Origin of the sequence: Arthrobacter echini, from assembly GCF_004803505.1 — a bacterium.
GTDB lineage: Bacteria > Actinomycetota > Actinomycetes > Actinomycetales > Micrococcaceae > Arthrobacter_D > Arthrobacter_D echini.
This window is the reverse complement of sequence record NZ_SSWH01000013.1, coordinates 67051-88690: the sequence shown is the minus strand read 5'-3', so window position 1 is coordinate 88690 and position 21640 is coordinate 67051. Positions and strand designations below refer to the sequence as shown.

General features: G+C 67.7%; 13 protein-coding genes, 3 tRNA genes and 1 pseudogene. 8 read left to right on the top strand and 9 right to left on the bottom strand.

The genetic code is table 11. From position 1 onward, the window contains the following. Positions 1-226 precede the first annotated feature (226 nt). Both E8P82_RS13235 and E8P82_RS13230 read left to right on the top strand, forming a co-directional pair. Positions 227-1073, top strand: a pseudogene (locus E8P82_RS13235) (IS5 family transposase). A 225-nt stretch (positions 1074-1298) separates the two neighbouring features. Next, complete coding sequence (locus tag E8P82_RS13230) at positions 1299-2090, top strand: tyrosine-type recombinase/integrase (protein WP_246021364.1); 792 nt, start codon at positions 1299-1301, stop codon at positions 2088-2090. Between the two features lie 53 nt (positions 2091-2143). Here E8P82_RS13230 and E8P82_RS13225 read toward each other — a convergent pair. The 3 genes from E8P82_RS13225 to tadA all read right to left on the bottom strand — a co-directional run bounded on the left by E8P82_RS13225 (position 2144) and on the right by tadA (position 3345). Next, a tRNA-Ser gene (locus E8P82_RS13225) sits at positions 2144-2231 on the bottom strand. 73 nt (positions 2232-2304) lie between these two features. Continuing rightward, positions 2305-2793: a pyridoxamine 5'-phosphate oxidase family protein gene (locus E8P82_RS13220; protein ID WP_136455517.1), complete on the bottom strand. Its 489-nt coding sequence runs from the start codon at positions 2791-2793 to the stop codon at positions 2305-2307. A gap of 39 nt (positions 2794-2832) precedes the next feature. After that, positions 2833-3345: a tRNA adenosine(34) deaminase TadA gene (gene tadA / locus E8P82_RS13215; RefSeq protein WP_136455516.1), complete on the bottom strand. Its 513-nt coding sequence runs from the start codon at positions 3343-3345 to the stop codon at positions 2833-2835. A gap of 23 nt (positions 3346-3368) precedes the next feature. Here tadA and upp point away from each other — a divergent pair, with 23 nt between their 5' ends. From upp to E8P82_RS13200, 3 genes are all read left to right on the top strand, one after another. Further along, entirely contained in the window at positions 3369-4004 is a 636-nt protein-coding gene (upp, locus tag E8P82_RS13210) for a uracil phosphoribosyltransferase (RefSeq protein WP_136455515.1), read from the top strand. Positions 4005-4318: 314 nt separating this feature from the next. Then, the gene (locus tag E8P82_RS13205; RefSeq protein ID WP_136455514.1) at positions 4319-5113 is read left to right on the top strand and encodes a winged helix-turn-helix domain-containing protein; all 795 of its coding nucleotides are present in this window, start codon (positions 4319-4321) and stop codon (positions 5111-5113) included. 21 nt (positions 5114-5134) lie between these two features. Then, the gene (locus E8P82_RS13200) at positions 5135-5665 is read left to right on the top strand and encodes a SixA phosphatase family protein (RefSeq protein ID WP_136455513.1); all 531 of its coding nucleotides are present in this window, start codon (positions 5135-5137) and stop codon (positions 5663-5665) included. 23 nt (positions 5666-5688) lie between these two features. Here the strand turns inward: E8P82_RS13200 and E8P82_RS13195 are convergent, their stop codons facing one another. After that, entirely contained in the window at positions 5689-7107 is a 1419-nt protein-coding gene (locus tag E8P82_RS13195; RefSeq protein ID WP_136455512.1) for a dihydrolipoyl dehydrogenase family protein, read from the bottom strand. 104 nt (positions 7108-7211) lie between these two features. Beyond that, positions 7212-7287, bottom strand: a tRNA-Arg gene (locus tag E8P82_RS13190). Positions 7288-7578: 291 nt separating this feature from the next. Here E8P82_RS13190 and E8P82_RS13185 point away from each other — a divergent pair. Beyond that, positions 7579-9444 carry a phosphoenolpyruvate carboxykinase (GTP) gene (locus E8P82_RS13185; protein ID WP_211096883.1) on the top strand — a complete coding sequence of 622 codons (1866 nt, stop codon included), beginning with the start codon at positions 7579-7581 and terminating at the stop codon, positions 9442-9444. 78 nt (positions 9445-9522) lie between these two features. Here E8P82_RS13185 and E8P82_RS13180 read toward each other — a convergent pair whose 3' ends face one another. Continuing rightward, a complete protein-coding gene (locus tag E8P82_RS13180; protein ID WP_136455511.1) occupies positions 9523-10929 on the bottom strand; it encodes a phosphomannomutase/phosphoglucomutase in 1407 nt (468 codons plus the stop codon). 92 nt (positions 10930-11021) lie between these two features. Here E8P82_RS13180 and E8P82_RS13175 point away from each other — a divergent pair, with 92 nt between their 5' ends. Beyond that, the gene (locus E8P82_RS13175) at positions 11022-13136 is read left to right on the top strand and encodes a RecQ family ATP-dependent DNA helicase (protein WP_136455510.1); all 2115 of its coding nucleotides are present in this window, start codon (positions 11022-11024) and stop codon (positions 13134-13136) included. A 75-nt stretch (positions 13137-13211) separates the two neighbouring features. Here the strand turns inward: E8P82_RS13175 and E8P82_RS13170 are convergent. Together E8P82_RS13170 and E8P82_RS13165 are read right to left on the bottom strand one after the other, a co-directional pair. Then, positions 13212-13302 (bottom strand) — tRNA-Ser (locus E8P82_RS13170). A gap of 88 nt (positions 13303-13390) precedes the next feature. Continuing rightward, the gene (locus tag E8P82_RS13165; protein WP_136455509.1) at positions 13391-15475 is read right to left on the bottom strand and encodes a prolyl oligopeptidase family serine peptidase; all 2085 of its coding nucleotides are present in this window, start codon (positions 15473-15475) and stop codon (positions 13391-13393) included. A 117-nt stretch (positions 15476-15592) separates the two neighbouring features. On the opposite strand from E8P82_RS13165, the gene E8P82_RS13160 reads away from it, so the two are divergent. Continuing rightward, complete coding sequence (locus tag E8P82_RS13160; protein WP_246021362.1) at positions 15593-17527, top strand: FAD/NAD(P)-binding protein; 1935 nt, start codon at positions 15593-15595, stop codon at positions 17525-17527. Between the two features lie 76 nt (positions 17528-17603). On the opposite strand, the gene E8P82_RS13155 is transcribed toward E8P82_RS13160, so the two are convergent. Beyond that, the gene (locus E8P82_RS13155; RefSeq protein ID WP_136455507.1) at positions 17604-21542 is read right to left on the bottom strand and encodes an ExeM/NucH family extracellular endonuclease; all 3939 of its coding nucleotides are present in this window, start codon (positions 21540-21542) and stop codon (positions 17604-17606) included. Between the last annotated feature and the right edge of the window lie 98 nt (positions 21543-21640).

The window sequence follows — 21640 nt, the reverse complement described above, 5'->3', positions numbered from 1 at the left end:
CTCTCACCGAGCTGAATGTGAACCTTCGACAGTCCCATTCTCCCCGGTCAGACGGGCATTTCGTCTTTAATGACGTACTGTCACGCTGACGCTCATCGGTGGATCAAGGCTAAGAGCTTCCGCCAGTAGGTGATGTGGTGTGAGGGCGTGTTGGTGATGCGGTGCAGGCACGAGTCCTGGTAACAGAAGAGGTGTTCTACGCCATCTTCTCTTCTCCGAGGTGCTCGTGCCTGCTCTGCCATCTTTCATCATCGACCCGTTGTGGGACCAGTTCGCCGCGCTGATCCCCGAACACATCGATACCCATCCGTTGGGCTGTCACAACCCTCGCATCGATGATCGGATCGTGTTCGACAAACTCGTCCAGGTCGCGGTCCTCGGTGCGGCCTATGAACGGATCGCGGACTCGATTTGCTCAGGGACGACGATCCGCCGACGACGTGATGAATGGATTGACGCTGGTCTCTTCGATGCCCTGGAGCAGATCTGTCTGGAGGCCTACGATCAGATCGTGGGCCTCGATCTGGAGGACATCAGCGTCGATGGGTGCATCGTCAAAGCACCCTGTGGCGGCGAGGCGGCCGGGAAATCCCCAGTAGACCGGGGCAAACAAGGCACCAAACGGTCCCTGATGACCGACGGATCGGGCATCGGCGATCGGCTGCGTGATCGCGCCGGCGAACCGACACGACTCGCCCTTCTTACGTCCCACGCTGGAGAAGCTCGGCAGGTTCGAGCACCACTTCGGGGCTGGACTACCCGAGGAAATCACCGTCCATCTCGATGCCGGCTACGACAGCCAGGTCAGTCGTGACCTACTGGCCGAGCTCGGCTGCCGGGGCGTGATCAGTACGAAAGGCTTCCCGCTCCAAGCCGGCGCCCGGTGGGTCGTGGAACGGACCAACTCCTGGCACAGTCGAGGCTTCAGGAAACTCGCCATCTGCACCGAACGCCGTGCTCGCGTCATCGACGCGTTCATCGCGCTGGCCAACGCCGCGATCATCATCCGACGAATCATTCGCGAGGCCTGGGTCACCCACCGCTGGGACACCCGACCAACGCGCCGACCATAACCTACTGGCGGAACCTCTAAGCTCCGTGGGGAGTTCGTGGACGCTACAGCGGCGCGGGCTCTAATTGGGCCTCTCGGCGATGCTTGGCTCGCCCGTCAAACGCACCTGAAGCCGTCTTCGTTTCGCCCTGTGGAATCTGCCTGGCGCAACCATGTACGGCCCGCGTGGGGGCATGTAGCCGTTTCAGACGTGCGAAAGACGGCGGTGCAGCAATGGGTATCGGAGATGGGTGCCGGCGACCCAAAGTCAGTGCCGCCACGGAAGCCGAAAGGCGCGACCCTTGTTATCCGTGCGTACGGTGTTCTCGCCTCAGTCCTCGATGACGCCGTTAGCGACCGTCGGATGCTCAGCAATCCCGCCCGAGGGATCTCCCTTCCCCGGAAAGTGCGCAAGCCTCACGTCTACTTGTCGCACGAACAAGTGCATGAGTTGGCTGCTGCTAGCAAGTACCCGGCTCTCGTCCTCCTGCTGGCCTACAGTGGCCTGCGGTGGGGTGAAGCAACGGCGCTGCGGGTAAGACATCTCGACATGCTGCGGCGTCGGCTCCTCATCGAGGAAAACGCCGTGCAAGTGGGGTCGAGGATCGAGGTCGGTACCCCGAAGAACCACAAGAAGCGCACCGTACCGTTCCCGAGGTTCCTCCTCGATGAACTGGCTGCACAGTGCGAGGACAAGGGGCGCGATGCTCTCGTGTTCACGGGTGCGGACGGTAGATACCTGCGGCTCGCGCGGGTCCATGACGACAACATGAGTTGGTTTGCCGGGGCGGTGAAGAGATCCGGCGTCCCGAGGGTCACGCCGCACGACTTACGCCACACTGCCGCCAGCTTCGCGGTATCTGCTGGCGCGAATGTGAAAGCCGTACAACGGATGCTCGGCCATAGCTCGGCGGCGATGACCTTGGACGTGTACGCGGACTTGTTCGACGGCGACCTGGACGCCGTTTCGGACGCTCTAGATCACGCTGTATCGGCTGCAAGTGTGGGCAAGAAGTGGGCAAGACCCGACGCCGGATAAGAAGATAGGCCCCTACTTCCCTGCAATCTAGCGGGAGTAGGGGCCTTCTCGCTTGGCGGTGACGGTGGGATTTGAACCCACGTTGGCTTTCACCAAACAACATTTCGAGTGTTGCACCTTCGGCCGCTCGGACACGTCACCAACGCCGTCACTTTACCGGGTGGCGCGCTCCGAACCCAAAACGGCGGGCATCAGCAACCGCCGGGAACGAACCCTAGGACAAGTCGACCACGTCGTTGTTGCCGACGTCCGGCTGCGATCCGGTCACGAGTCCCTTGACCATCTTCACGGCCGAGACGACGCGGGGTGCGTCCATGGACCAGTACTCGGCCGTGTCCGCATCGACGTGGATGAGTGCGACGGCGGGATCATCGCGACCGTTCTCGAACCACGCCGAGACCGAAGGATCCCAGAGCTCGTCGATCTTCGCCTGATCCTTGGACAGCGTCGCCGTTCCCGCGACCGAGACGTAGCCCTTGCCCGTGCTCGCCGAGACGTTCACCTGCGGGTTGGCGCGGATCTCGTCGGCCTTGGGGGAGGGGTCCTCCGTGAAGAACCAGAGATCGCCGTCGAAGTCCTTCGCCTGCAGCGCGAGCGGCCGGCTCACGAGCTGTCCGTCGGCATTCACGGTGGTGAGGATCGCGATGTCGGCCTTGCCGAGGATGTCCTTGACTTCCTTCAGGCCGTCCTGCTGGTCTGCCACGTCTACTCCTTCGTGAGGGATGGTGCGGATACCCCAAGCCTACGCAGAATCGCCTGATCGCTGCACGTCGATCTCCGCCCGCTGCGCCGCGAAGAACTCCCTCAGCAGACCGGCGCACTCATCCTGCCGGACGCCGGCGAACACCTCGGTCCAGTGGTTCAGCCGGGGTTCGCGCAGGATGTCGAACACGGACCCCGAGGCACCCGCCTTCTCGTCCCACGCCCCGAACACCACCCGGGGGATGCGGGCCAGGACGCTGGCCCCCGCGCACATGGCGCACGGCTCCAGCGTCACCACGAGGGTGCAGCCCTCGAGTCGCCAGGAGTCCAGCCGACCGGCTGCGGCGCGGATCGCCTGCACCTCGGCGTGCGCCGTCGGGTCCCCGAGCTCCTCGCGCTGGTTCCAGCCCGTGCCGAGCACCGTTCCATCGACTCCGACGACGACGGCGCCGATCGGCACGTCCGCACTGGCCCGCGTGCGCAGTGCTGCATCCAGCGCCAGCCCCATCCACACGTGGTGCGCAGAACTCACTGGCTGGGGGGAGTCGGTCATGGGCCCAATGGTACTTTTGAGCCATGCGCGTACTGGTAGTCGACCATCCCCTGGTAGCCCACAAACTGACGGTTCTGCGGGACAGGGAGACGTCGTCGCCGGTGTTCCGACTCCTCACCGAGGAGCTCGTCACGCTCCTGGCCTACGAGGCCACGCGCGAGGTGCGCGTGGAGACCGTCTCCATCCGGACGCCGGTCACGAGCACCGAGGGAGTCGGGCTGGTCAAGCCCACGCCATTGGTGGTTCCCATTCTCCGCGCCGGCCTCGGGATGCTCGAGGGAATGACGCGCCTCGTGCCGACGGCCGAGGTCGGCTTCCTGGGTATGGCCCGCAACGAGGAGACCCTCGAGGCCATCACCTATGCGGAGCGGCTGCCGGACGATCTCACCGGACGCCAGGTGTTCGTGCTCGATCCGATGCTGGCCACCGGTGGCACGCTGCGTGAGGCCATCAAGTTCCTGTTCGCCCGGGGAGCCGCGGACATCACGTGCATCTGCCTCCTGGCAGCTCCCGAGGGGCTCGCCACCCTGCAGGAGGAGCTGGACGGACGCAACGTCACCATCGTCCTCGCGTCGATCGACGAGAAGCTCGACGAGAAGTCCTACATCGTGCCGGGGCTCGGGGACGCGGGGGACCGCCTCTACGGCGTCGTGGGGTAGTCTCCGCGGCCCGGGGCGCCGTCGTCTGCGAGCGGCCACCTGATGGACCCTCCTGCTTTGTTACTTGCGAGTCAACATTTGTGACGTGCAATAATTTGACCTGTGATCACCACATCACCCGCATCGGCAGCGTCGATACCGGTCCCGGACATCATCTCCGAGATCATGCGACGCTGCTATCGAATGCACGCGTAACGGTTACACCCCGACCTCCTACGCACTTCTTGCCCAACGGCGGGCTCCATCGATCATCCCGACCGGGCTCACTCCCGCATTCGCGCCGTGATGACGGCACACTCCACGAGGTGGCATCCATGTCAGTACAGCAGGGCTACGTCCATATCTCCCTCCGTTCTCCGCAGAATCGCACGGCACGCCAGCGGGTCACGCCGGCTCCCGACCCGGCCGTGCACGGCGGGTCACGTCTCCACGCGGTGAGCAGCGCCGAATCCGGACCCATGAGTGCCCCGGTCCCCGTCGTCGCGCCCACCGGCGTGCCGGGACCGCAGGCTGTCACGGGAGATACCTCCCCGCGCGGCTTCGTGCTGTACGTCGCGCTCGACGAGGCGACGGCGGCAGCGGCCGGAACCACCTTCACCGACCTGGCGCAGAACGTCCGCGCCTACGTGCGGGGTCTCGTGCCCTCGGCGGCAAGCCATGCTGCGGTGGCTCTCGCCCCGGCCGACGCCGAAGGGTCCGACATCGACGTCGTGCGTGCCGCGCTCGGGGACCCCACCGTCACCCGGCGCCAGCGCCCGGATCCGGCACCCACGCAGGTGCAGCGTGCCACGGGTGTGCTCATCGACCTCTCCCGGCGCGAGGTGCAGCTCGACGGCCGGACGCTGAATCTGACCTTCAAGGAGTTCGAGCTCCTCAATTACCTGGTCGAGAACGCCGCACGGACCGTGGGACGGGAGGAGCTGCTCAGCGGTCTCTGGCGGAACGCCGACGAGGTGCCCAACGAGCGCACCATCGACGTCCACATCCGGCGGCTGCGGGCCAAGCTCGGACGCCTCGCCAACACGGTGCGCACGGTGCGGGGGCAGGGGTACCGCTTCTACGACCACCCGGAGGTCGTGGTCTGGGCTGCACCGGAGTACTCCATCTAGGCACGCCCTAGACTCTCAGGTATGGCCTCCCACCAGAAGAGACTCATGCTCCTGCGCCACGCGAAGGCGGAGTTCCAGGAGGGCGTCTCCGACCACGAGCGCTCGCTCAGCTCCCGCGGCCACGCCGATGCGCCGCTGGTGGGCCGCTGGATGGTGGAGCACGACGCCGTCCCCGACTCGATCCTGGTCTCCACGGCGTTGCGCACCCGCCAGACGTGCACGTGGGTCAGCAAGGAACTCGGGGACAGGGCGCCCACCCCGAAGCTGGAGGACGATCTCTACGCGGCACGTCCCGCCGAGATACTAGCGCTCATCAATCGGGTGCCACCGACCGTGACCAGTCTCCTCGTGATCGCCCACAATCCGGGAGTCCAGGAGCTCGCCATGCGGCTGGCCTCGGTCCGCTCCGACGAGCGCGCCGTCATGGACCTGGCCACGGACTATCCGACCGCAGGACTGACCGTCATGACGTTCGACGGCGACTGGGCCGAGCTCGACCGCCGCGACGCCGACGTCACCGACTTCGTGGTGCGGCGGGCCGCGACGTTCTGAGCCGGGCACGGCCGCACCTTGCCTCAGAGTCCGTACTGCTCGAGCAGGCGAAGCCAGACCTCGCTGACGGTGGGGTAGGTGGGCACCGCGTGCCACAGCCGCTCGAGAGGCACTTCCCCGACGATCGCGATGGTTGCGCTGTGGAGCAGTTCGGCAACCTCCGGTCCTGCGAAGGTGGCGCCGATGATCACCTTGCGGTCCTCGTCCACCACGAGCTGCGCCCAGCCCGTGTAGTCGTCCGCCTGGATCTCCGCGCCGGCAACCGCTATCTCCAGGGACGTCTCCGAGGCGTTGACGCCGTCCTGCCTCGCCTGTGCGAGGGTGATCCCGACCATGGCGATCTGCGGATCGGTGAAGGTCACCTGGGGTGCGGCCACGGAGTCCGCCGTCGCCGCGAACGGGCTCCAGGGCTCCGCCGTGTCGCCGAGCTCGCCCTTCGAGCGTGCCGCGATGGCATCGGCAGTGAGTCTGGCCTCGTACTTGCCCTGGTGCGTCAGCGGAACCTTGCCGCGGGCGTCGCCGACGGTGTAGAGCCAGCCGCCCCCACCGACCACGCGCCCGGTATCGTCGCTGTCCATCGTCTTCACGTCGAACCCGAGGTCCTCGAGCCCTATGCCGGCGGTGTTGGGATGGCGGCCCGTGGCAACGAGAACCTTCTCGGCGGTGACGGTGTGGCCGTTGCCGACGTCGAGCACGAAGCTTTCACCGTCCTTGCGGACGGCATCGGTGCCGGTGTCCGTCAGGATCGTGACTCCCTCCGCGCGAAGCGCATCCTGGACGAGCTCGGAGGCCTCCCGGGGGAAGCTCTCGAGGATCCCACTGCGGGCGACGACGGTGACCTCTGCTCCCAGCCGCGCCCACGCCTGGGCGAGCTCGACGCCGGCCACGCCACCCCCGACGACGGCGAGGCTCGCAGGGACCTCGGCCGCGGACGTCGCCTCGCGGGTGGTCCAGTAGTCGAGATCGGCAAGACCGTCGATCGGCGGGATGGTCGGCCTGGAGCCGGTGGCGACGACGACGGCGTGCTCGGCGCGGTAGCGCGTCTGCGAGCCGTCCGCGCCGGAGATGGTCACCTCGCGCTCACCGGAGATCGTGGCCCGGCCGCGTTCCAGTGTGATCCCGGCGGAGATCGCCCATTCCGCCTGGGAGGAATCGTCCCAGTTCTCGGTGAAGGACGTGCGCCGTGCCAGGACCTGCTCCGCGTCGAGGGAGCCGGTGACCGCCTCGCGTGCACCGGCAACACTGCGTGCGGCGTTCAGGACCGCGCCGGGCCGCAGGAGTGCTTTCGATGGCATACACGCCCAGTAGGAGCACTCACCACCCACGAGTTCGGCCTCGATCAGAACGGCGGAGAGGCCCTTCTGCACCGCTCGTGAGGCTACGTTCTCACCGACCGGCCCGGCTCCGATCACGATGACATCAACAGTCTGGAATTCGCTCATAGGCAGAGCTTGGCATCCGCGCGGCGCGTGGGCAACCTGACGAGAAAAGGCCCCGGCATTCAGCCGGGGCCTTCTCTCGTACAGGTGCTTTCCCCTGCATGCTGTGGTGCGCGCGAAGGGATTCGAACCCCCAACCTTCTGATCCGTAGTCAGATGCTCTATCCGTTGAGCTACGCACGCAGTCGCAACAGGCCAGCCGGACATGGCTGTGCGTTGTGCGCTCTGGCGTTTCGGCCGTGGTCAACGTTAGCGTGGAATCCGCGCTCTGCATAATCGGCAGAATAAGTCTCGATAACCTATACCGGTATAGGTGACCTTTCTCACGACCGCGATACTCCTCGGGCGGAAGAACCCCGACTTCACGCGGTCCCGGGCATCGTACAGCTCATGGTGGTGCTCCGACGACCCGGGGACCGAAATAGCGCGCACCTAGCATCGGAGGACACCGAGCACCCAACGAAGGGAAGACAAATGGGCGATTCCGTGCGCCATCTCGATGACACCGTCACACATCCTGGAGGCAGTGCGCTGCCCGATGACATGCCCACCACCCATGAAGGATTGCGCGCCTGGGTCAGGAGCGTGCAGCAGATGACGCAGCCTGCCGACGTCGTCTGGGTGGATGGCTCCGAGGAGGAGAACACCCGCCTCTCCGATGAACTGGTGGAGGCCGGCACCTTCGTCCGGCTGAACCCCGACACGTTCCCCAACTCCTTCGCCGCTTTCTCGGACCCCCGGGACGTGGCCCGGGTCGAGGAGCAGACCTTCATCTGCTCGAAGGAGGAGCAGGACGCCGGCTTCACCAACAACTGGATGGATCCGACCGAGATGAAGACCAAGCTCGAGGGTCTCTTCACCGGAGCCATGCACGGGCGCACCATGTATGTGATCCCCTTCGTCATGGGACATCTCGATGCCGAGGATCCGAAGTTCGGCGTGGAGATCACCGACAGCGCCTACGTGGTGACGTCGATGCGCATCATGGCGACCATCGGCACCCCGGTCCTGGACCGGATGACCGAGCTCGACGCCGAGTTCGTCCCGGCTCTTCACTCCGTGGGAGCACCTCTGGCCGACGGCGAGGAGGATGTTCCGTGGCCCTGCAACGAGGAGAAGTGGATCGTCCACTTCCCGGAGGAGCGTTCCATCTGGTCCTACGGGTCGGGCTACGGCGGCAACGCCCTGCTGGGCAAGAAGTGCTACGCCCTGCGGATCGCCTCCGTCATGGCCCGCGACGAGGGCTGGATGGCCGAGCACATGCTGATCCTCAAGCTCACCTCGCCGCAGGACAGGACTTACTACCTCTCCGCGGCCTTCCCCTCCGCGTGCGGCAAGACCAATCTCGCGCTGCTGGATCCCACGATCGAGGGCTGGAAGGTCGAGACGCTCGGTGACGACATCACCTGGATGCGGTTCGGCAAGGAGGGTGAGCTGCGGGCGGTCAATCCCGAGGCGGGCCTGTTCGGCGTCGCCCCCGGGACGGGCTGGGAGACCAACCCCAATGCGATGCGCGCCATCGCCAAGGGGAACTCGGTCTTCACCAACGTTGCACTCACCGACGACGGCGGGGTGTGGTGGGAAGGTATGACCGAGGAGGTCCCGGATCATCTCATCGACTGGCAGGGAAGGGACTGGACGCCGGACATGGAGCACACCGCGGCCCACCCCAATGCGCGGTTCTGCACGCCGATCGACCAGGTGGACATCCTCGCCGAGGAGTACAACAGGCCCGACGGCGTCGAGATCTCCGCGATCCTCTTCGGAGGTCGTCGCAAGACCACCGTCCCGCTGGTCACCCAGTCCCGCAGCTGGGCCCATGGGATCTTCATGGGATCCACGCTGTCCTCGGAGACCACGGCTGCCGCGGCAGGCCAGGTGGGCCGGGTGCGGCGCGATCCCATGGCCATGCTGCCCTTCATGGGCTACGACGCCGGGGACTACCTCCAGCACTGGCTCACGCTCGGCGCGGAGGCGAACCAGGCTCGCCTCCCGAAGATCTTCCTGGTGAACTGGTTCCGCCGGACGGCCGAGGGCGGCTTCGCCTGGCCGGGCTTCGGGGAGAACTCACGTGTGATCAAGTGGGTCATCGAACGGCTCGAGGGTACCGCCGATGCCGTGGAGACTCCGATCGGCTTCGTCCCGACCGGTGACTCCCTCGATCTCACGGGTCTCGACATGAGCCCCGCGGAGCTCGAGACCGCCGTCCACGTCGATGCTGCCGAGTGGGCCGAGGAGCTCGTCGGGATAGAACAGTGGTACGAACGTTTCGGGGAGTCCCTGCCCGAGGAGCTGAGGGATCAGCTCGAGGGACTGAAGGATCGCTTCAGCACCGTCTGACCCACAGCGCACCAAGGACAGGCCCCCTCCGTCGACGGAGGGGGCCTGTTTCGTTCTGCAGTTCGTGCAGGCTCGGGTTCAGTCCCGGATCACGGCGAGGACACGTTCCACGAGCTCCTCGAGCGTGTCCTGGTCCTCCGCCTCGGCATTGAGGCGGAGATACGGCTCGGTGTTGGACGGGCGCAGGTTGAACCACCAGCGCCCGTGCCCGGGGGTGAAGGTGAGCCCGTCGAGGTCGTCCACCACCACGCCGTCCTGCGCGAACTCTGCACGTGCCCGCTCGATCGAGCCCTGCACGTCCGCGACTTTCGAATTCACCTCACCGGAGGAGAAGTACGGCTCGTACTCGCGTCCCAGCTCCGACAGCGGTCCGTCCTGCTCGCCGAGCGCTGCCAGGACGTGCAGGGCGGCGAGCATCCCCGTGTCGGCGTTCCAGAAGGTGCGGAAGTAGTAGTGGGCCGAGTGCTCCCCCCCGAACACGGCACCCTCCCTGGCCATGACCGCCTTGATGAACGAGTGCCCCACCCGCGTGCGGACCGGGCGGCCGCCGTCCTCGAGGATCAGCTCGGGTACCGCCCGGGACGTGATGAGGTTGTGGATGATCGCGGGCTCGGCTTCCCCTGCGGCCTGGGCGCGGGCGATCTCCCGCCGGGCGATCATCGCCGTGATGGCGCTGGGAGAGACGGGTTCGCCGCGCTCGTCGATGATGAAGCAGCGGTCGGCGTCGCCGTCGAACGCTATGCCGATGTCCGCGCCGTGCTCGACGACGGCCGCCTTGAGATCACGCAGGTTCTCCGGCTCGAGCGGATTCGCCGGGTGGTTCGGGAACGTGCCGTCGAGCTCGAAGTAGAGCGGGACGATATCCAGCGGCAGCGCCTCGAGGAGGCGGTCGCCCAGGACGGCGGGGGTGGTGAGGCCGGCCATGCCGTTGCCGGCGTCGACCACGATCTTCAGAGGTCGCGACGAGGACAGATCCACCTGGCCGCGCAGGAAGCGCGAGTACTCCTCGAGGATGTCGCGCACCCCGGTCCGGCCCCGCACAGCCGCCGCCGGGATGCTCCCGGCCTCGAGGTACGCCTCGGCGCGCGCCTGCACGTCGTCGAGGCCCGTGTCGGAGGACACCGGGACGGCGCCGGGCCGCGTCAGCTTCATGCCGTTGTACTGGGCCGGGTTGTGGCTCGCGGTGAAGGTGACGCCCGCGGCGTCGAGGGTGCCGCTCGCGTAGTACAGCTCGTCGGTGGAGATCAGGTCGAGGAAGAGCACGTCCGCGCCCCGGCGGGTGGCCCCGTCGGCGAACGCCCTGGCGAAGGCGGGCGACGACGGGCGCATGTCACCGCCGACCAGGACGGTCTCGCCTGCCAGCCCCAGGGAGTCGACGAAGGCTGCGCCGACCGCCCGCACGGAGTCCTCCGTGATGGTCTCCCCGACGATGCCGCGCACGTCATAGGCCTTGAAGGATGCGGAGAGATCTAGGAGGGTGCTCACGTCTGGAAGTGTATCGGGGCCACGGAGGGCCGGTTGTGCACAGAGCGGGTGCACCTGCGGTGACTGGGGGAGCGGCCTGTGATACTGGAGCGATGTCGTCGACCACCACACTGTCCGAGCAAGCCACCAGCATCCTGCACACCCTCGTGGGGTCGCCGGACGCCCGGTTCCACGAGGGGCAGTTCGAGGCCATCGAGGCACTCGTCGAGGACGGCCGGCGCGCGCTCGTCGTCCAGCGGACCGGGTGGGGGAAGTCGGCCGTGTACTTCGTGGCAAGTCTGCTCCTGCGGAAACGGGGCACGGGCCCTACCCTGATCGTCTCGCCCCTGCTGGCCCTCATGCGCGATCAGGTGGCAGCGGCAGCGCGGGCCGGTGTCCGTGCGGAGGCGATCAACTCCGCGAACCAGACCGAATGGCAGGAGATCACGGCCAGGCTCGGCGCCGACGAGGTGGACGTCCTCCTGGTCTCACCCGAGCGGCTGAACAATCCGTCCTTCCGTGAGCTCTACCTGCCCGAGCTCATCCGGCACACGGGCCTGCTCGTGATCGATGAGGCGCACTGCATCTCCGACTGGGGGCACGACTTCCGCCCCGACTACCGGCGCCTGCGAGAGCTCATCATGGGTCTGCCGCAGGGTGTGCCGGTCCTCGCCACCACCGCGACGGCGAACTCCCGCGTGGTGGCTGATGTGGAGGAGCAGCTCGGCGCCGGCGGCACGGAGGTCTTCACCCTGCGAGGCGAACTCGCCCGGAAGTCGCTGCGTCTGGGGGTGCTGCGCCTGCCGAGTGCGCGCTCACGCCTGGCCTGGCTCCTCACCCATCTGTCCGACCTCCCGGGCAGCGGGATCATCTACGCGCTCACGGTTTCTGCGGCCGAGGACACCGCACGCCTGCTGCGGGAGAACGGGCATACCGTGCGCGCGTACACGGGCCGCACGGACCCGGCCGACCGTGAGGCCGCGGAGGCGGCACTGAAGAACAACGAGGTCAAGGCGCTCGTGGCCACGAGCGCGCTGGGCATGGGATTCGACAAACCCGATCTCGGTTTCGTGGTGCATCTCGGTGCGCCGTCGTCACCCGTCGCCTACTACCAGCAGGTGGGTCGCGCCGGGCGCGGGACGCCGAACGCCGACGTCCTGCTGTTGCCGGGCGCCGAGGACCGCGACATCTGGGAGTACTTCGCCACGGCGTCCATGCCGTCGGAGGATGCCGCCCTGCGGGTCCTGGATGCGCTCGAACCCGGTGTCGTGCTGTCCACCCCGGCGCTGGAGACGCGCGTGAATCTCAAGCGCTCACCGCTCGAGCTGCTCCTGAAGGTGCTCGACGTCGACGGCGCGGTCCGGAAGGTCACCGGGGGCTGGGAGAGCACCGGGACGCCCTGGACCTACGACGCCGAGCGGTACGACCGCATCCGTGAGGCACGCGTGGTGGAACAGCGGGCGATGCTCGACTACGAGAACACCACGCGGTGCCGTATGGAGTTCCTCGCCCTGTCCCTGGACGATCCATCGGCCGAGCCCTGCGGCCGCTGTGACAATTGCGCGGGCCCGTGGTACTCGGACGAGGTGGCGCACGACGCCTCCGACTCCGCGAGCCAGGCCCTCAGCAGGGTCGGCGTGGAACTTGAGCCCAGGGGCCAGTGGCCCAGCGGCATGTCCAAACTGGGTGTGCCCCTGAAGGGCAAGCTGAAGCCGGACGAGGTCAGCCTGCCCGGGCGGGCGCTGGCACGCCTCACCGATCTCGGCTGGGGAACGAGACTCCGTGAGCTCCTGGCTGACACCACCGCCGATGCGCCCCTCGATCAGGCCGTCGTCGACGCCGTCGTCCGTGTCCTCGCCCAGTGGGGGTGGCAGGAGCGCCCTGTCGCGGTGGTCAGCGTGCCCTCCCGGCGCCGCCCCCAGCTCATCGGATCCCTCGCCCAGGCGCTCGCCGGGGTGGGGCGGATTCCCTACCTCGGACAGTTGCAGACGCCCCACGGCCCACCGCAGGGTGCGCCCGGAGGCAACAGTGCCTTCAGACTGGCAGCGGTCTGGGACCACTTCGCCGTGCCCGCCGAGGGCTCGGCGTGGTTCGCGGCGAACCCGGGACCGGTCCTGCTGGTGGACGACATCGCGGACAGCCGCTGGACCATCACCGAGGCGGGCCGGACCCTGCGGGCGGCGGGGGCGTCGGGAGTGCTGCCCTTCGCGCTGGCACTGAAGGCCTGACCCGGCGTCGGGACGCACTGTTCCACGAAAAAGGACGTTCCACGAAAAGGACCCCCTGTTTCCAGGGGGTCCTCGTGGCGGAGACGGGGGGATTTGAACCCCCGGTAGGCTTTAGGCCCACACTTCATTAGCAGTGAAGCCCATTCGGCCGCTCTGGCACGTCTCCAGCAGCTATCGCTAGCCTGCCAAGGGTACCCAGAACGCAAGGGCACAAGCAAAACCACGCCCGCGAGATCCCGGCAGAGGGAGGCCGCTCAGAGCGCCCCGGTCAGCGCCCGCCACAGGAACTCGTAGCTCAGGGCGTGCATCCGGGCTGCCTGCCGATTGTCCGCGGCGCCGGCATGCCCACCTTCGAGGGCCTCGTGGAACCATACGTCCCCGACGCCCAGCGCCTTCATCCTCGCGGCCATCTTCCGGGCCTGTACCGGACCGACCCGGTCGTCGCTCGTCGCCGTCCAGATCAGGGTCTTCGGGTACTGCACGTCCTCCCTCAGGAGGTGGTAGGGCGAGAACGAGCGCACGTACTCCCACTCCTCGGGTTTGTCGGGGTCACCGTACTCGGCTATCCAGGAGAATCCGGCCGAGAGCTTCGTGTATCGGCGCATGTCCAGCAGGGGTACGCCGCAGGAGATGGCGCCGAACAGGTGCGGGTAGGTGGTGAGCATGTTGCCCACGAGCAGCCCGCCGTTGCTCCTGCCCGTGGCGCCCAGCAGAGCCGGGGAGGTGACGCCACGCCGCACCAGGTCCTCGGCGATCGCGGCGAAGTCCTCGTACGCGCGATGCCGGTTCTCGTGCAGCGCTGCACGGTGCCACTGCGGCCCGTACTCGCCACCTCCACGGATATTGGCCAGGACGTAGACGCCGTGCCTGCCGTCCGGGGTGACGCGCTCCAGCCAGCCCCGGCCGGTGACGCCGCTGTAGGCGGGGGTCATCGAGTGCTCGAATCCTCCGTAACCGGACAGGAGAGTCGGGTTGCCGCCGTCGAGCTCCAGCGTCTTCCCGGCGATCTGGAAGTAGGGCACACGCGTGCCGTCCTTGGAGATCGCGAAGTGCTGCTCCACGGTGAAGCGGTCCTCGTCGAAGTACGACGGCGAGGACTTGATGACTGACGTGGTACCCCCGATCGTGCCCCGGTGGAGGGTCGACGGCGTCAGGAACCCGGTGGCGATGAGCCAGTAGTCGTCACCCGCGTCGTCGTCCTCGTCGTCGACCGCGTAGGCATCGACCGAGTGCAGGGGCGGGCAGGCGTCCAGCGGCTCGGACGTCCAGTTCCTCGCCGGGTCGAGGATGCGGATCTCGGAGGACACGTCGTGGAGCAGATTCAGGAGCAGATGATCGCGCGTCCAGCTCCAGGACTGCAGTGACCTGCTCGCATCCGGCGTGAAGATCGTGGTGAACGACCGGTCCCCGGTGAGGAACGGTCCGATGTCGGTCACGAGCAGCGATCCGGCGCTGTAGGTGGTCCCCGCCACCGTCCAGTCCGTGCGCGGTCTGACGAGGAGCCACTGGCGGTGCAGGGAGATGCTCGCGTCCTCGGGGACGTCGATGAGCTGCCAGGCGTTGTCCTTCCGCAGGTAGGAGCGACGGGTGTAGAAGTCGATGGTGTCGACCGCCAGGTCGCGCTCGAAGCCGGGGGTGGAATCGTGCAGCACCAGTGCCGTCAGATGATCCTCGTCCACCTCGAAGAGGGCCTCGGCGGCCTGCAGTCCGTCTCCGCGACGGAGGATCCTGACCGATCGCGGGTAGGAGCTCGTCGTCATGGACCCGGGACCGAAATCCGTGCCGACGTAGAGCGTGTCGCGATCGGCCCAGCTGATGCGGCTCTTGGCGGTCGGGATGTCGAACCCACCGTCCACGAAGGTGAGGCGTGTGAGATCGAATTCGCGGTACCGGACGGCGTCACCGCCGTCGGGGGACAGGGCGATTAGGACGCGTTCGTAGGCCCGGCCCTCCGGCGGGCGCAGGAAGAGGGCGCCGGACCAGACCCACTCGATCCCCTCGGCGGCGCTGAGCGCATCGACGTCGAGCAGCAGTTCCCAATCAGGGGTAGCGGAGACGTAGCTGTCCCAGGTGGTGCGGCGCCAGATGCCCTGGCGGTGCTCGCCGTCGCGCCAGAAGTTGTAGTAGAACGAGCCGCGCTTGGAGGCCACGGGGATGCGGTCCGTGGAATCGAGGACCTCGAGGATGCGGCGCTCGCGGTCGTGGAAGTCATCGGTGATCACGGCGCGCTCGGTCAGTGCGTTCTCCGCCCGTACCCAGTCGAGTTGCTCCTCACCGTAGATGTCCTCGAGCCACAGAAAGGCGTCGTCCGTGTCGGTGGCTTCCGGTGAGTACGTCATGGCTCCATCCTATGCAGGGGCTCCACACGCGCATCCGGCCACGGATGGTCCTCTCCGGACAAGGGCTGCGGGACTTTTCGTTACTCTTGACAGGTGGAGGACCGGAGGGGAGCGAGGGTGGCCGTCATCGGCGGCGGACCCCGCGGTACCTCGGTGATCGAACGCCTGATCGCACAGAGCGTGCAGCTCGGCGAGCAGGCTCCGCTACTGGACATCCACCTCATCGAACCCCATGAGGCCGGCGCGGGGCACATCTGGCGGACGGACCAGTCGAGGCTGTTCCTCATGAACACCCCGTGCCTCTATCCCACGGTGGTTCCCGTCGGTGCGCACGGGACGGCGGCCTCCCCCCTCCCGCTCTCCTTCGACACCTGGCGGCAGCGGGTGAAGGACGGCGCGATCCTCGTCGGTGATGCCGATCGGCAGGAGTGCAGCGCACTGGGGTCCGCGGACTTCCCGAGCCGCGCCCTCTACGGACGCTACCTGGGCTGGATGTTCGCCGAGCTGGTGCGCCTTGCGCCGCCGAATGTCGCCGTCACCCAGCACCGGAAAGAAGCCATCGGCATCGCTCGTGCGGGCGAGGCAGCAGACGGTGGGTCAGGTGCGCCGAGCTGGCGCATCGAACTCGACGACGGCACGCACATGGAGGCCGACGACGTCGTGCTCGCGCTCGGCCATCTTCCGACGGCTCTGACGCCGGAGCAGGACACACTCCGGAAGGCTGCTGCCGACTCTGCGCAGTACTGGCCGCCGGCGGTTCCCGGCGACGTCCCGTGGCACACGCTTCCCGCGGCCGAGCCCGTGCTGGTGCGCGGACTCGGCCTGAACTTCTTCGATGCCATGATCACCCTCACCGAGGGCCGGGGAGGCCGCTTCTCGCCCGGGACGGGTACGCGGCTGAAGTACGAGGCGTCCGGGAGGGAGCCGCAGCTCGTCGCCGCTTCGCGCAGGGGAGTTCCCTACAGGGCCAAGGCGGTCCTGGACACCTACATTCCGCGCAGCGTGGTACTGCGATTCTGCACCACCGAGCGTGTCCTGGCTCCTGCGCGCTCGGGTGTCCAGGCGGGCTTCGATCACGACGTCTGGCCGCTGCTGCACCGCGACGCGCTGTGGGCCTACTACTCGACGCTCGACCGGGTGGAGCCCCACCTCCGCGAGGGATCGGGCGGAGCGTTCCTCACCCAGCTCGACGACGCCCTGGCGATCGACGGTCCGCAGTGGTCCGGTGCGGTCCAGGGCGTCGTCGAACGCTGGGTTCCCGTGATCCACCGGCTCGTGGTGCAGGACCTGGCACGCCCCTTCACCGGCAGGCATTTCGCCGACAGTGAGGAATTCACGGCCGCGGTCCTGGCGCACCTGGACGCCGATGCGGAGGGATCGTCGAGGGGCGAGGACGATCCACTGAAGATGATGATCGGCGCGCTCAACGCCGGCCGCTCCGTGATCAAGCAGGCCGTCGCCGACGGCGGGATCTCCACTGCCTCCTGGCACGCCGAGCTGCAGGGCTGGTTCGAACCGCTCGTGGAAGGCCTCGCCAGCGGACCGCCGCCGGTGAGGATCGCGCAGCTCGCTGCCCTGGTCCGGGCAGGGATCGTGCGCTTCGTCGGCCCGGACCCGCGCTTCGGCGTCGACCCGGACGAGGGATTCTTCCGTGCCGCCTCACCGTGGGTCGACGGCGAGCCGTTCTCGGCACCCCGGCTCACGGAGGCGATGATGCCGGCCAACCGGGTCGCCGCGACCACGTCGCCGCTGCTGCTCTCGCTCCTCGGGCAGGGCATCGTGCGACCCAGGGTGTTCATGGCGGACGACGGCGTCCCGGTCGCCTCCAGCGGACTCGACGTCACAGGACCGCCGTACCGGGCTGTCGACAGGAGCGGATCGGTGCAGGAGTCCCTGTTCGTCATCGGTCTCCAGCTGTCCTCGGTCCAGTGGGGTACCGCCATCGCCGCCGAGGCGGGAGCGCCGCTGACCGCAGGCGGCAGGACCCTGCTGGATGCCGACGGGATCGCGGCCGCGATCCTGCTGCACGCCGGGGCCACCGACCTGGGCTGACACCGGAAGGGACCCCCACCGACGCGGTGGAGGTCCCTTCTGCACGTACCGGCTTCACGTACCTGCGTACCGGGTCCTAGCGGAACAGGCAGCGGTAGTAGCCCACCAGTTGCACCGCGTAGCGGATCCAGCCACCGATGTTCCAGGCCTGCGTGGGCGGCTTGGGCTTCACGCAGGAGGGCTTCGGCGGCTCGGTCGTCGCGCTCTCGATGGTGACCGGCAGGGTCACCGTCGTGGCGGTCGGGGAAGCGGTGAGGACGAGCCTGCCCTGGCCGCTCAGCGTCGTCGGCACCGGCAGATTCACTGTGGCGCTCCCGTTGGACACGGGAACCGAACCCAGCGGCGTCGTCGACCCGCCTGATCCCACGAAACTGGCCGCCAGCGTGGTGTTGGCGGGGCTTCCGAGCGAGGTGAGGTCCAGCCTCGACACCGCGAAGGACAGGGTGGTACCCGCCTGCACGGTCGTCGGAGCGCCCTGGACCTGGACGGTTCGGCGATCGAAGGACGGCGACAACGGGCTGTTGGCGCGGATGAAGTCGATCCAGGCGTCCCGGTCCACGAGTCCGGAGTCACGGGTGTCGGTGCCCTCGCGGAAGACCGCGAAGTTGTCGCCGCCCTGGGCCAGGAAGCTGAACGTGCCGATCCGGTACTCCTCCGCCGGGTCGAGGAACTCCCCGTCGATCAGGACCGAGGTGATCCGCGCACCGCGCTCGAGGTCAGGGTTGTAGGTGACGCTGACGTTGTCCGAGAGGCCCAGCGCCAGGAATGACCGCGAACTGCCCTCGGGCTGCCACTGCTGCTCCAGCATCGTCTTGAACTGCGCACCGGTGAGGGTGGTGGTCCAGAGGTTGTTGACGAACGGGAGCACCGCATTGGCCTCGGCGAAGGTCACGACGCCGTCCGGTGCGTAGTAGAGCTCGTTGCGGAGCCCTCCCGGGTTGACCACGCCGATCTGTGCGCCGCCCCGCTCGGGTGCGGAGAGACTGGCGCGCAGTGAATCGGCCACGAGGTTGCCCAGTGTGGACTCCGAGCTGCGGTCGTCGCGGGCGGTACCCGCGAAGGCGGTGGTGATGTCCGCCGTGACCGAGCCCACGGGCTGCTCCCCGATGCGGGACGCCTCGGCAAGCGCCGCGTCGACGATCGTCCTGACCTCGGCCACGCGCGGGTAGGCGGCCACGAGTGCTGCGTCCTCCGCGGTGGTCCGGGGGACATTGCGTGCGGTGTAGGAATCGATGTCGCCCGTCGAGGTGTCCACCGTCAGGGTGACCTGCCCGATGAACTCGCCGTAGGAACCGGTCTGCAGGACGGGCCTGGTCTCACCGGGGGCGCCGGGGATCGGACCGTCCCAGGCGTACTGCTTGTGCGTGTGCCCGGTGAAGATCGCATCCACCAGCGGCGAGGTCTCCGTGACGATCTCCGCGAACGCACCCCCCGCCGCGATCTCCTCCTCGATGGTCGCGCCCTCGACGACGCCGTCACCGGCACCCTCGTGGAACTCGGCGACGATGACGTCGGCGAGATCCTGCTCCTCGATCTCCGCGGCGACCCGGTTGACGGCTTCCACCGGATCCCCGAAGTCGAGGTTCTCGATCCCACCGGGGCTCACGAGTGTGTCCGTTTCCTCGGTGACCACACCGATCACGGCGACGTCGATCCCGCCGACCGTGATGATGCGGTACTCCTCGAGAGCCGGATCCTCCGTGCCCCTGGTGTAGACGTTGGCCCCGAGGTAGTCGAAGCCCGCCGAGTCGCTGACGCGACCGGTCAGATCGTCGAAGCCCTTGTCGAACTCGTGGTTGCCCACGGCCGAGGCCCGGAGCTCGAGTGCATCGAGAACATCGATCGTCGGTTCGTCGTCCTGCAGGGAGGATGCGAAGAGGGACGCACCGATGTTGTCGCCGGCCGACAGGAAAGCGGTCTCGCCCTCGCCGAACTCCGCGCGCAGCTGTTCGACGGTGCCGGCGAAGCGGACCGTGTTCTGGTCGATGCGTCCGTGGAAATCGTTGATGTTGAGCAGATTGATCTCGGTGCTGCCGGCACCGGGACCGGGGCCGGTACCGCCGCCGGATGCAGGGTTCGTCCCCACGATCACCGGGTCGTGGTCGCTGGAACGGTAGGGATCGGCGGCGTAGTAGTCGGTGACGTTGTTGTTGTACCGGCTGTACTCGAGGGCCACCGACTCGGCGGAGTTGATGTTCCAGATGTCGACACCGGTGACCGTGGCATCCGCCGCGGGCGAGGCGAGGACGTGATCGAGCGAACCGCTCAGGCCCGAGAACACGTAGGAGTAGGAGTCGTCCTTCTCGCCCTGGTTCACGTAGCCCGCCTCGTAGAGGACGCGCATGGGGTCTTCCTGCGTGTAGGAGTTGAAGTCCCCGGTGAGGAACACCCTGTCCGTGTTCGCGGTGGTGCGGGTCTCGTCCGCGAAGGCGACCAGTGCCTCGGCCTGGGCGACCCGGGCGGCGTTCCACGCGCCCTGGCCGTCCCCGGCGTCCGCGTTCGGTCCTGAAGCCGGAGCCGACCCCTTGGACTTGAAGTGGTTCACGATGGCGAGGAAGACGTCCTCGTCCGAACCGCCGACCGGCCTGAACGCCTGTGCGAGGGGCCTACGGGCGTTGGAGAACGCCTCGTCGTCGAGGATGACGGACTCCCCGACCGGTTCCGCGACGGCCTTCCGGTAGATCATGGCCGTGCGGATGACGTCCTCGTCGGCAGGAAGCGCCGCCGGGGAACGGACGTAGTCCCAGGTGCCCGGCGCGTCCTCGTTGAGGGCCTCGACGAGGGTCTTGAGCGCGAAGTCGCGGTCCTTGCCGAACGTCACAGAATTCTCGATCTCCATGAGGGTGACGACGTCGGCGCCGAGCGCGTTGATCGCGGAGACGATCTTCGCCTCCTGCCGCTCGAGGTTCTCCTGGTCCGCAGCACCACGGGCAGCACAGCCCCGGTTCACGGTGATCGGGTTCCCTGCGCGGTCGGTGTAGTAGGTGCAGCCCTGGAGCTCCTCGCCGGTGGTGGCGAAGTAGTTGAGCACGTTGAACGAGGCGATCGTCAGGTTCCCGCCCACCTCGGCGGGTGCTGCGGGGCGTTCACCGGCGAACTCGACCGGCTGCACCTCTGCCGGTGCTGCGCCGTCGAGCTCGGCCAGGGGCTGGAACTTCCAGGAGCTGTTGCGGTAGTCCATGACGACCGGCGAGATGAAGTCCGCGCTGTAGCCCACGCGGACCGGCTGCTCCGGCGTGAGGTAGGGCAGCACCTCGCCGCGGTTGGCGTTGCTCAGGAAGTTCGTGGTCGCGCCGTCGTCGAGCCTGATGCTGCGCGCGGCGTTGTCCGCGGCGACGGCGGCGTTCTCGGGTGTGCCCGGGGGTGCGACCTCGGTGGGCTGCAGCAGCAGGGCGTCACCGGCAGCGAGGGTGACCTCGCCGTACTGGTTCAGCGTGTAGTTGTCGCTGACCACGAAGTCGTCGGAGGGCTGGAGGAGCATGCCCTCGACCGCTTCGCGCGCCTGCTCTGTGGCAGGCAGGGCGATCCCGGAGGCTTTGACCTCCTCGGCGGCCTCGGCGAGCTTCACCGTGCCGCCGGCTGCGACTGTGAGCTGGGTCAGACCGAAGAATTCCCCGGCCACACCGGTCACCTCGACGTAGTCGCCGACAGCGACCTCGCCGACCGTGGCCGGTGAGTAGACGAAGATGGCGTCGGACGCGTCCTGGTCCGCTGTAGCGCCGGTACCGGGCGTCTGCAGGTAGAACCCGTCGAAGCCCCCCGTCGGGTAGGCGGCGGTCACCTTCCCGCGCGTGGTGACGCTCCGGCCGCTCAGCGGAGTGGCTGCCCCGGTGCCCTGGATCTCGCGGATCGGCACGACGGCGCCGGGTGCGGGAGGAGGCGTGGGTGTGGGTGTGGGGCCAGGGGTGGCCGGCGGTGCTTCGACCGCTGCGGCCGGCAGTGCGATCATCGGTGAGGCGATCAGCCCTACCGACAGCGCCACACCGAGCGCTCCCCTCCATGACGAATTTCTCATCCGTTCGATGTCTCCTTGACCGGGGTCGTGAGCGACCGCGAGCTGATCCCGCCGACCCTGGTGGGTGGGCGTCGTGGTGAATGCAGCCTGTGTGACGC

Excerpts from the sequence above, each read along its gene's own strand:
- E8P82_RS13230 (WP_246021364.1), top strand. The coding sequence starts at position 1,299 with ATGGGTGCCGGCGACCCAAAGTCAGTGCCGCCACGGAAGCCGAAAGGC.
- tadA (WP_136455516.1), bottom strand. The coding sequence starts at position 3,345 with ATGACCGACTCCCCCCAGCCAGTGAGTTCTGCGCACCACGTGTGGATG.
- upp (WP_136455515.1), top strand. The coding sequence starts at position 3,369 with ATGCGCGTACTGGTAGTCGACCATCCCCTGGTAGCCCACAAACTGACG.
- E8P82_RS13205 (WP_136455514.1), top strand. The coding sequence starts at position 4,319 with ATGTCAGTACAGCAGGGCTACGTCCATATCTCCCTCCGTTCTCCGCAG.
- E8P82_RS13200 (WP_136455513.1), top strand. The coding sequence starts at position 5,135 with ATGGCCTCCCACCAGAAGAGACTCATGCTCCTGCGCCACGCGAAGGCG.
- E8P82_RS13195 (WP_136455512.1), bottom strand. The coding sequence starts at position 7,107 with ATGAGCGAATTCCAGACTGTTGATGTCATCGTGATCGGAGCCGGGCCG.
- E8P82_RS13185 (WP_211096883.1), top strand. The coding sequence starts at position 7,579 with ATGGGCGATTCCGTGCGCCATCTCGATGACACCGTCACACATCCTGGA.
- E8P82_RS13175 (WP_136455510.1), top strand. The coding sequence starts at position 11,022 with ATGTCGTCGACCACCACACTGTCCGAGCAAGCCACCAGCATCCTGCAC.
- E8P82_RS13165 (WP_136455509.1), bottom strand. The coding sequence starts at position 15,475 with ATGACGTACTCACCGGAAGCCACCGACACGGACGACGCCTTTCTGTGG.
- E8P82_RS13155 (WP_136455507.1), bottom strand. The coding sequence starts at position 21,542 with ATGAGAAATTCGTCATGGAGGGGAGCGCTCGGTGTGGCGCTGTCGGTA.